This window comes from Pelagibius sp. (genome assembly GCF_028281305.1).
Lineage (GTDB): Bacteria > Pseudomonadota > Alphaproteobacteria > Kiloniellales > Kiloniellaceae > Pelagibius.
Genome location: NZ_JANQKD010000052.1, coordinates 18,975 through 28,260 on the forward strand (window position 1 = coordinate 18,975; position 9,286 = coordinate 28,260).

Consider the following 9,286-nt stretch of genomic DNA (forward strand, 5'->3'; position numbering starts at 1 on the left):
GCCTGATTATCTCTCCGGCGGCTCTGCGCCGGCCCGTTCCTGGTAATAGCGCAGCAGATAGACCCTGACAGCGGAGGAGAGGTTGCCGCTGCGCTGGCGGTCGATCTGCTCGATCAGCCGTGTCACCGAAAGCCCGCTGCTCTCGGCAACGCTGCGTAGGGCGTCCCAATACACTCCTTCCAGGGACAGCGAGGTGCTGTGCCCGGACAGCTTCACCGAGTGTTTGCGGAGCCGCGCTCCTGGATCCGCGGACCCTTCGCCGTTGCCGCTCATCAGGTCTTGCTGCCCATCAAGCCTTGCTGCCCATCAATCCTTGTTTCGGGGGCCCAGCATGTTGTCCGGCCGCACCCAGGCATCGAAGTCCTCGGCGCTCAGCAGGTCCAGCGCAATGGCGGCCTCCTTCAGGGTCGCGTTCTCGGCATAGGCTTTTTTCGCCACCTTGGCGGCGTTGTCGTAACCGATGTGCGGGTTCAGCGCGGTCACCAGCATCAGCGACTGCTGCATCAGATCGGAGATGCGGGTCTCGTCCGCCTCGATCCCCTCGACGCAGTTGGTCCGGAAGGAATCGCAGGCATCGCCGATCAACTGCGCCGACTGCAGCAGCGAATAGATCAGTACCGGCTTGAAGACGTTCAACTCGAAGTGACCGTTGGATCCGGCAACGCTGCAGGTGGTGTGGTTGCCCATCACCTGCGCGCAGACCATGGTCATGGCTTCGGCCTGGGTCGGGTTCACCTTGCCGGGCATGATGGAGGAGCCCGGCTCGTTCGCCGGCAGCCGCAGCTCGCCGAGACCGCAGCGCGGCCCGGAGCCCAGCAGGCGGATGTCGTTGGCGATCTTCATCAGCGAGCAGGCGATGGTGTTGAGTGCGCCGGAAGCCTCGACGATGGCGTCGTGGGCGGCCAGCGCCTCGAACTTGTTCTCCGCCGTGACGAAAGGCAGTTGGGTGATCTTGGCCACCTCGGCAGCGAAAGCCTCGGCGAAGCCTTCGACGGCATTCAAGCCGGTCCCTACGGCGGTGCCGCCCTGGGCAAGCTGCATCAGGCGCTCGGTCGCCCCCTCCAGGCGCTTGATGCCGTAGGCGACCTGGGTGGCATAGCCGGAGAACTCCTGGCCCAGGGTCAGCGGCGTTGCGTCCATCAGGTGGGTGCGGCCGATCTTGATGATTCCCTCGAAGGCCTTGGCCTTGGCATCCAGCGCCGCATGCAGATGGCCCAGCGCGGGGACCGTCTCGCCGACGATCTTCTGCACCGCGGCGATGTGCATGACGGTGGGAAAGGTGTCGTTGGACGACTGGCCCATGTTGCAGTGGTCGTTGGGGTGAACCGGGTCTTTGCCGCCGGGCTGGCCGGTCAGGATCTCGTTGGCCCGTCCGGCGATCACCTCGTTGGCGTTCATGTTGGACTGGGTGCCGGAGCCGGTCTGCCAGACCACCAGGGGGAAGTGGTCCATCAGCTTGCCGTCGGCGACCTCCTGCGCGGCCTGACAGATGGCCGTCGCGAGCTTACCGTCGAGGACGCCCAGGGCCTGATTGGTGCGTGCCGCCGCCAGCTTCTGGATGCCCAGAGCCTGCACCAGCGCCGGCGGCATCTTCTCCCCGCCGATCTTGAAGTTGGTCAGCGAGCGCTGGGTCTGCGCGCCCCAGTAGCGATCGGCCGGAACGGCAATCTCGCCCATGGAGTCGGATTCGGTACGGGTCTCGGTCATGACGGCTGTCCTATGGTCGCGGCGGGGCTGGAGAAACGGGCCGGAGTTTAGGCCGCGCAAAGGCCACCGCCAAGGCCTCGCCAGTTGCCCAGTGCTTCAGAGATTTGCCGACGACCGCCGCACTGGCGGATTGCCGAGACCGGTTGCTGCGGCGGAGCGATAGAGCTGCTCAGCGGCTCGCCCAATCATCCAAAACTGGCCCAAGACTGGCGCGCGGCCCGCGGGCTCGCTGCAGGCTGTGCTTCTTCCTTCGATCCGGTGTGGAAGCGGCGGCTTTGGCTGCTTTGATTATCTGCAACTCAGAATAGCTCAGCTTTCCCAAATCGTATCGTCGGAATAGCAGTGCGAATTAACGAAAACAACACGGATGATATGATTACATAGAGAAACCGTACAGTTAAGCAGTCGCTAAAAGAATCGGGTGAGCTATGGCAATCAAATGGTTGAAGGGGACCTCCGCGGGGGGATCTTCCGGCAGCAGCATTCACAAGCAGATGGTCGACAATATGCCGGTCAGCGTGATGCTCTGCGATCTCAAGGACTTCACGATCACCTACGCGAACAGCTCTTCGATAGAAGCGCTGAAGGGCATTCAGCACGCCTTGCCTGTGCCTGCCGAGGAGATCGTCGGTCAGTCAGTCGATGTCTTTCACAAGAATCCGGCGCATCAGCGTCAGCTTCTCTCGGATCCGGGCAACCTGCCGTTCTCGACCAAGATTTCGGTCGGCGGCGAGTGGCTCGATCTGTTGGTGACCGCGCTTTACGACGAAAAGGGGACCTACGTCGGCCCGATGCTGACCTGGAGCGTGGTGACCCAGCAGGTCAAGCAGGAACGCGAGACCGCGAAGCTGATGAAGATGCTGGACGATATGCCCGTCAACGTGATGCTGGCGGACAAGGACACGCTTGAAATCAGCTATATCAACAAGACCAGCGTCGAGACCCTGAAGCCGCTGCGCAACCTGCTGCCGGTGCCGCCGGAAGAGCTGCACGGCAAGTGCATCGACATCTTCCACAAGAACCCGGCCCACCAGCGCGGCCTGCTGGCCGATCCCAGCAACCTGCCGCATCGCGCGATCATCTCCCTGGGCGAAGAAAAGCTCGACCTGCAGGTTACGGCCATCATGGGCGACGACGGCGAATACCTGGCGCCGATGATCTGCTGGTCGGTGGTGACCCAGAACGTGCGCCTGGCCGACAACGTCTCCTCCGTGGTCTCGGCGGTCTCCGCGGCCTCGGCGGAGATGCAGTCTTCGGCCAACTCGCTGACCGCAACCGCGGACGAGACCTCGACCCGCACCTCCACCGTCGCCTCCGCCTCCGAGGAGTTGAGCAGCTCGATCTCGGAGATTTCCCGCCAGATCACCCACTCGACGGAGATCGCTCAGTCGGCGGTGAGCTCGGCCCAGGAAGCGAGTAAGATGATCAACGGCCTGGCGACTTCAGCCGAGAGCATCGGAACGGTGGTCAGCATGATCCAGGACATCGCCGAGCAGACCAACCTGCTGGCTCTGAACGCCACCATCGAGGCGGCGCGCGCCGGCGAGGCCGGCAAGGGCTTTGCCGTGGTGGCGAGCGAGGTGAAGGCCCTGGCCAACCAGACCGCCAAGGCGACCGAGCAGATCGCCCAGCAGATCGGGGAGATCCAGGGTGCCACCGGCTCGGCCGTGGCCGGCATCACGGAAATCACCAAGACGATCGAGGAGATCAACTCCGTGACCACCACCATCGCTTCGGCGGTGGAGGAGCAGGGTGCGGCCACGCAAGAGGTGAACCAGAACATCTCCGCGGTCTCCCAGGCGACCGGCGAGACCGAGCGGATGTCCAAGGACGTGCTGCAGGCGGCCGGAGAACTGTCCAGCCAGGCGGAAGCCCTGGAGGGACATGTCGCCGACTTCCTGAAGACCATGGAAGCAGCCTAAAGCGGGGGGAGCGCAGGGCGCATCTTTCCGACGTGCGCCGGGCGGATGTCATGCCGCCCCGGTTCCTGCGGCGGAGGCCGGGCCCCTTGGGTCCGGCCTCTTTCGCTTCCGGAGTTAGGCGGGCTCGACCGTCAGGCCGGCAAGGGCGCAGGGGCCGCACGGCGGTCGCGCTGGCGGGCGCGGTCGGCCACGACGAAGTCGTGCAGGGTCTTGCCCCGCTCTTCGGCGAAGCGTTCTTCCAGCACCGTCATCTCGTGCATGCGGTCCAGCCGGAAGGCGCGGAAATCGTCGCGCAGTTCGCACCAGGCGATCAGCAGCCAGACCGGGCCGTAGAAGGCCAGCGCCAGGGGCCGCACCGCCCGCTCGCTGGGGCGGCCCTCGGCCGTCACGTAGTGGAAGTAGAGCTTGCGGCGGTTGCGCAGGGCCGCACGAATGGCCGCGGCATCGACGCTGAGGGGGGCCGCCATGTGGTCTGCGGGCGCGGCCAGGGGGGTGCGGTCGACCTGTTCACGCAGGCTCTCGGGCAGGACCGCCTGAACCTTCGCCACCACATCGGCGGCCGCCTTGGCGAGCGCCGGATCGGCCCAGGATTCGATGATGCGCGCGCCCAGCACCAGGGCCTCGATCTCCTCCTCCGTGAACATCAGCGGCGGCAGGTCGAAGCCGCGCTGCAACACATAGCCGACGCCTGCCTCCCCTTCGATCGGCACGCCGGAAGCGACCAGATCGCGGATGTCGCGGTAAATGGTGCGCTCCGACACCTCAAGGGTGTCGGCCAGGCGCCGGGCCGTCACCAGCTTGTGGCGGCGAAGCTCCTGAACAATCTGAAACAATCGGTCTGCTCGGCGCATACTGTCTCCTCCTGACAGACAGCCTAACAAAACCATGCTGACAGCATGTTGTCAGGAGGATTTCCCCGGCTCTGCCTGAACTGGAGCAAAAACGAACCCCCAAACCCCGGACCCAGCGGACCATTGGCTGATGTCCGGACGGCCCGCAGATGGTGTCTGATTCTCGCCCTGGCTCCTGTCCTTGGCCCTGGTCCTGGGTTGCGAAGGCCCGGAATTCGGGGGTTTGCGACGATATGCCGCTGCTTTTCATCCTAGGATTCAGGTCCAGGTCAATGCCCGGCAGGACAGAGGCGGATAAAGCATCCCCGTATTCCACCAACAAAAGAGGGGATGATGTTTCCAACTGTGTTTACGGGTGCCAGAAACGCCGTCGCTTTTGCCGCCCTTGTTCTGTCGCTGGGCCTCGCCGGCCCGCTGGCCGCCGAGGAGAACGGCGACGGGTTCCTCGGTCTGGACCTGAAGGGTTCCCTGGGGGAGGGGCGCCACAGCCGCTACGTTCCGCCGCTGACCAATCCGATCTTCAACGAGACCCCTTACATCACCACCGAGGCGCGGGCCGTTTACTTCTATCATCGCCTGCCGGAGGACTTCGTCACCGATGGCGGCGACGTCAATCTGGTGGCGCTCCAGCTCCGGCTGGCGATCACCGAGCGGCTAGGGTTCATCGCCACCAAAGACGGCTACGTCGACTTCGACTTCGATGAAACCCTGCCGGACACCGACGGCTTCGCGAACATCGCGCTTGGGTTCAAGTACGCGATCATCTCCGACCCGGTCAACGAGGGTATCCTGACTGCGGGCCTGCGCTACGAAATCCCGATCCACGACCTGGATACGGGCGGCATCGAACTGCAGGGCAACGGTGACGGTTTCCTCAATCCCTTCGTCACGGCAGCCCGCGCCTTCGGCGACTTCGGGTTGCAGGCCAGCTTCGGCGCTAATTTTGCGCTGGATCCGGATGAGGACACCTCGATCCTGCACTACTCCGTGCATGCCGACTATGAGGTGCTGCCGGGGCTCTTTCCGATTGTCGAGTTGAATGGCTTCACCGCCTTCAACAACGCCGACCGGTTGACCGGGGCGCTGGGCGACCTAGACGGCGTCGACGTCCTCAACTTCGGCAGTGAAGATCGCGATACCACCGTCACCATCGGCGGCGGTGCCCGCTATCGGCTGAACGACCATTTCCAGTTCGGCCTGGGCGCGGAGACGCCGATCACCGACAAGGACGACACCATCTTCGACTATCGGGTCTACTTCGACCTCGTGGCGCATTTCTGACCACGCACCGATCGGCGCGCCGGCCCTGTGGGGCGGTCGCGCCGATTGCTGACTGGCCTGGGCTGGCCCTGCTCTGCGTTCCTACAGGGCGGTCGCCGGCCCCGGCCGGATCTCGGCGACGCGACCCTGTTTCTCCGGCTTTTGAACCGGTGCCCGATCAACCGGCGCTGCGCTTGAAAGGCTGTCTCCGCGCTTGATGCTGACAGCATGTTGTCAGGACGGCTTTGCTACAAAGGGGGCGAGAACAAAGCCCGAATACAAGCCCCCGAGCCATGGAGACGCGCCGCCATGCGGATGAGCAGCCTGCATCCCATCATCACCACGGACCGCTTCGCCGAAACCAAGACCTTCTACCGCGCGCTGCAGTTCACCTACGCCTTTGAAGGCGAGTGGTACGTCCACCTCGTCTGGCCGGCCAACCCAACCCTGCAGCTGGCCTTCATGCGGCCGGGCCAGGCGAACCAGCATCCGCTGTTCCGCTCCCGCTTCGACGGCAAGGGCCTGTTCCTCGGGGTCGAGGTGGCCGAGGTTGACAGCGTACATGACGACCTGCTGCGGCGTGGGTTCGAGATTGAAATCGCGCTGCGGGACGAACCCTGGGGACAGCGCCACTTCGCGATCCAGGACCCCAACGGGATTGTCCTGGATTTCTACACCGCGACCGAACCGACCGCGGACTACGCCGCGCAGTACCGCGACCCGGGCAAGCCGCTGGCCAAGAGCGCGGCCGAGCGGGTTCTGGCCCTCGCCGAACCCGCCCTCGGCTGAGGGCATGTCTGCCCAGGACTCCCGAATTTCAGGGACCCGAACACCAGAGATGAAGCGAGAGGCTGAACAGATGACGGAAACACTCACCGCGCAGACAGGAGAGCCTGATACGGGCGCCAGCGGGCAGAACGCCGCACCGGGACCGCTGCTGGGCACCATGAACCACATCGGCATCACGGTCAGCGATCTGGCGGACTCGACAGAACGCTTTTATGCGCCGCTGCTGCGCTTTCTCGGCTACGAGGTGATCCACCAGACTGCGGAGATGTCGGTCTGGCTCGCGGCCAGCGGCTGTGCGGTCAATCTCTGGCAGGCCTGGCCCGAGCATGCCGGACGCAAGCCGGAGCGCTATGCACCCGGCTTTCATCACTTCGCCTTCAATGCCGACAGCCGGGAGACGGTGGACCGCTGCCACGACTTTCTGCGCGGCCAGGGGATCGAGATCCTCGATCCGCCGGCGGAATACGACTACGAGCCGGGCTATTACGCGCTGTTCTTTGCCGACCCGGACGGGATGAAGTTCGAGCTGGTCCACCTGCCGCCGCCGGCCAGCGCCTCCATCGTCGCGTAAGCGCGCTCAGTTGCCGTCGCGTGAGCGCGCTCAATTGGGGTCGCGTGAGCGCGCTCTATTGCAGGCGCTGCAGGAAGGCATGCAGCGCCTGCAGGGCTTCCTGCCAGTTCTGCTCGGCAGAGCGACCGCTGGCTTTGCGCGGTTTCAGGTCATGATCACCGTCTTCGGCCCAGTGAAGATCGATGCTGGCCGAAAGCCTGTAGCCGCCCACCTCCTCGCGGCTGCCCATGGCGTCCCGGCTGCCCTGCAGAATGAGGGTCGGCAGCGAGAGCTCTTCCAGGTGATCGGTGCGCAGGCGCTCCGGCTTGCCGGCCGGGTGGAAGGGATAGCCGAGGCAGGCCAGACCGCGCACCCCGGCCGTCCCGGCGACCAGGCTGGCCATGCGTCCGCCCATCGACTTGCCGCCGATCACCAGCCGCTCCGGACCCAGCCGGTCGATCACCGCCTGCCAGGTGGCGAGCAGCAGGGCGGCGCGGTCGGGCGGACGCCGCTTACCGTCGCCGCGGCGCCTGGCCATGTAAGGAAACTCGAAACGCAGCACCCGCCAGCCGCGCTCCGCCAGGCCTTCGGCGAAAAAGGTCATGAAGGGGGTGTCCATCGGCGCGCCGGCGCCGTGGGCGAACGCGAAGGTGAGGGCCGCCTCCGCCGGGCCGTCGCTCAGGAAGTGCGGGGCTTCGACAGCTACATCTTTGGGATCGTTCATGTTTTTTAGGCCGAATTGCTTCAGGGGAATGGCGCTGGCGTAACGCTCTCTTAACCAAGCCCGGCAATGATAGAGAGGGACTGAAGCCTTGTCCGCTTCGGTGCCGCAAGACCGGAAAACGACCGCAAACCGCTGGAGAGGCCGCCATGGAGCGCCCGAAGCAAGAGGCCGCAGACGCAGACGACATCCGCCACCGTGACCTCAGCCAGATCCCCGAGGATGAGATGACCTTCGAGGAGAAGCGCGAGCTGAGGCGCCGTTTCGAGGAGTTCGTCGGCCTGATGCGGCGGCCCTCTGTTGCGGACAAGCTGGGGGCCAAATCTTCGGAGAAGAAAGTCCGGCCCTGGGATCCCGCAAAGGCGAAGAAGCAACGCCCGGCCTGAGGACGGCCTTACGGCGCCGGATCACCCCCGGCGGCTCACCCGGCGGTTCCCAAAATCCCGATCTGCTCTGTAATCCCCGATCTGCTCTGGGCGCTACTTCTTGCGAAAGGCGTCGAGGGTAACGACCTTTTCAGCGGCGGGGGCCGTCTCGTCCTTGCCTTCGGTATCGCCGTCCGCTTCCGCCGTTTCCGCAGGCTCGCTGTCCTGCTGTTCGGAGCCCTCGCTCTGGTCGGAGAGACCGGACTTCGCCCCCTCCAGCACCTGGGCGGCCGAGCCGCCTTCACGGGGCGCCATGCCGCCGGCAGCGGAGTCCACGTCGAACTGCAGGCCGAAGCGCACCGACGGATCGGCAAAGGCGGTGACCGAGGAGAAGGGAACGAGCAGGCGGTGCGGGACGTCCGCAAAGCTGAGCGTCACCGAGAACTCCGTCTCGGCGATCTCCAGGCCCCAGAACTGATGCTGCAGAACGATCGTCATCTCCCCGGGATAGCGGTCCCGGAGCGTGGAGGGCATCTCCACGCCGTCCTGGTCGGTCCGAAAGGTGATGTAGAAGTGATGGTTGCCCGGCAAGCCGTGTTCCGAAACGTACGTCAGCGCCCGTCTGACGACGCTGCGCAGGGCATCCTCGACCATGCGGTCGTATCGCAATTCCTCTTTCGCCATAGCCTCCACCACGGTTTCGCGCTCCCTGCACGCTGACCCGCTGCGCCTCTTGTCTGTTGCGCCGCGCCGCGAAAGCGTCGGCCTGGACGGTTGCGGGCCGGGCTCCGGTGCCGTACCGGCGCCCCGAGTGGGGTGCTTCTGTTGCCTTCGGCGCCCCGGTGGGGCGCTTCTGTTGCCTTCGGCGCCCCGGTGGGGCGCTTCTGTTGCCTTTGGCGCCCCCAGTGGGGCGCTTCTGTTGCCTTTGGCGCCCCCAGTGGGGCGCTTCTGTTGCCAGGTGCGCCCCGAACCCCGCCTAGGCGTGTGAAGGCCTAGGGCTTAAGTCGGCTAACCCGACCGCTATTAAGCGGCGAGGCGTGCCTCACTGTAGTTGTCGTTCGCAACTATAGTATGGCCCGATAACGGCGGTACCATGCCGGGAACCAAACCCATCTTTACCA

10 protein-coding genes and 1 other RNA gene are annotated in these 9,286 nt (G+C 65.0%); 5 read left to right on the forward strand and 6 right to left on the reverse strand.

All coding sequences use genetic code 11. The features are described 5' to 3' along the window. Positions 1–6: 6 nt before the first annotated feature. Both Q0982_RS11865 and fumC read right to left on the reverse strand, forming a co-directional pair. Positions 7–273 (reverse strand): ribbon-helix-helix domain-containing protein, encoded by a 267-nt coding sequence (locus Q0982_RS11865; RefSeq protein ID WP_299395701.1) that lies wholly within the window; start codon positions 271–273, stop codon positions 7–9. A 33-nt stretch (positions 274–306) separates the two neighbouring features. Then, positions 307–1,707 carry a class II fumarate hydratase gene (gene fumC, locus Q0982_RS11870; RefSeq protein ID WP_299395703.1) on the reverse strand — a complete coding sequence of 467 codons (1,401 nt, stop codon included), beginning with the start codon at positions 1,705–1,707 and terminating at the stop codon, positions 307–309. 494 nt (positions 1,708–2,201) lie between these two features. On the opposite strand from fumC, the gene Q0982_RS11875 reads away from it, so the two are divergent. Then, a complete protein-coding gene (locus tag Q0982_RS11875; protein ID WP_299395706.1) occupies positions 2,202–3,629 on the forward strand; it encodes a methyl-accepting chemotaxis protein in 1,428 nt (475 codons plus the stop codon). Between the two features lie 131 nt (positions 3,630–3,760). Here Q0982_RS11875 and Q0982_RS11880 read toward each other — a convergent pair whose 3' ends face one another. Beyond that, a complete protein-coding gene (locus Q0982_RS11880; protein ID WP_299395707.1) occupies positions 3,761–4,480 on the reverse strand; it encodes a YafY family protein in 720 nt (239 codons plus the stop codon). Between the two features lie 333 nt (positions 4,481–4,813). Here Q0982_RS11880 and Q0982_RS11885 point away from each other — a divergent pair, with 333 nt between their 5' ends. From Q0982_RS11885 to Q0982_RS11895, 3 genes are all read left to right on the forward strand, one after another. Further along, complete coding sequence (locus tag Q0982_RS11885; protein WP_299395710.1) at positions 4,814–5,761, forward strand: transporter; 948 nt, start codon at positions 4,814–4,816, stop codon at positions 5,759–5,761. 288 nt (positions 5,762–6,049) lie between these two features. Continuing rightward, entirely contained in the window at positions 6,050–6,529 is a 480-nt protein-coding gene (locus Q0982_RS11890) for a VOC family protein (RefSeq protein WP_299395712.1), read from the forward strand. A gap of 70 nt (positions 6,530–6,599) precedes the next feature. Beyond that, positions 6,600–7,100 (forward strand): VOC family protein, encoded by a 501-nt coding sequence (locus Q0982_RS11895; protein WP_299395714.1) that lies wholly within the window; start codon positions 6,600–6,602, stop codon positions 7,098–7,100. Between the two features lie 55 nt (positions 7,101–7,155). Here the strand turns inward: Q0982_RS11895 and Q0982_RS11900 are convergent, their stop codons facing one another. Then, positions 7,156–7,803 (reverse strand): alpha/beta fold hydrolase, encoded by a 648-nt coding sequence (locus tag Q0982_RS11900; protein ID WP_299395716.1) that lies wholly within the window; start codon positions 7,801–7,803, stop codon positions 7,156–7,158. A gap of 146 nt (positions 7,804–7,949) precedes the next feature. Between Q0982_RS11900 and Q0982_RS11905 the strand changes: the two genes are divergently transcribed. Continuing rightward, positions 7,950–8,186 (forward strand): hypothetical protein, encoded by a 237-nt coding sequence (locus Q0982_RS11905; protein ID WP_299395718.1) that lies wholly within the window; start codon positions 7,950–7,952, stop codon positions 8,184–8,186. A gap of 93 nt (positions 8,187–8,279) precedes the next feature. Here Q0982_RS11905 and Q0982_RS11910 read toward each other — a convergent pair whose 3' ends face one another. Next, positions 8,280–8,861 (reverse strand): SspB family protein, encoded by a 582-nt coding sequence (locus Q0982_RS11910; RefSeq protein ID WP_299395721.1) that lies wholly within the window; start codon positions 8,859–8,861, stop codon positions 8,280–8,282. 240 nt (positions 8,862–9,101) lie between these two features. Continuing rightward, positions 9,102–9,286, reverse strand: a transfer-messenger RNA (tmRNA) gene (ssrA, locus tag Q0982_RS11915); the annotation flags it as partial.

Coding starts and splice junctions, on each gene's coding strand:
- fumC (WP_299395703.1), bottom strand. CDS start 1,707: ATGACCGAGACCCGTACCGAATCCGACTCCATGGGCGAGATTGCCGTT.
- Q0982_RS11865 (WP_299395701.1), bottom strand. CDS start 273: ATGAGCGGCAACGGCGAAGGGTCCGCGGATCCAGGAGCGCGGCTCCGC.
- Q0982_RS11880 (WP_299395707.1), bottom strand. CDS start 4,480: ATGCGCCGAGCAGACCGATTGTTTCAGATTGTTCAGGAGCTTCGCCGC.
- Q0982_RS11895 (WP_299395714.1), top strand. CDS start 6,600: ATGACGGAAACACTCACCGCGCAGACAGGAGAGCCTGATACGGGCGCC.
- Q0982_RS11885 (WP_299395710.1), top strand. CDS start 4,814: ATGTTTCCAACTGTGTTTACGGGTGCCAGAAACGCCGTCGCTTTTGCC.
- Q0982_RS11900 (WP_299395716.1), bottom strand. CDS start 7,803: ATGAACGATCCCAAAGATGTAGCTGTCGAAGCCCCGCACTTCCTGAGC.
- Q0982_RS11905 (WP_299395718.1), top strand. CDS start 7,950: ATGGAGCGCCCGAAGCAAGAGGCCGCAGACGCAGACGACATCCGCCAC.
- Q0982_RS11890 (WP_299395712.1), top strand. CDS start 6,050: ATGCGGATGAGCAGCCTGCATCCCATCATCACCACGGACCGCTTCGCC.
- Q0982_RS11875 (WP_299395706.1), top strand. CDS start 2,202: ATGGTCGACAATATGCCGGTCAGCGTGATGCTCTGCGATCTCAAGGAC.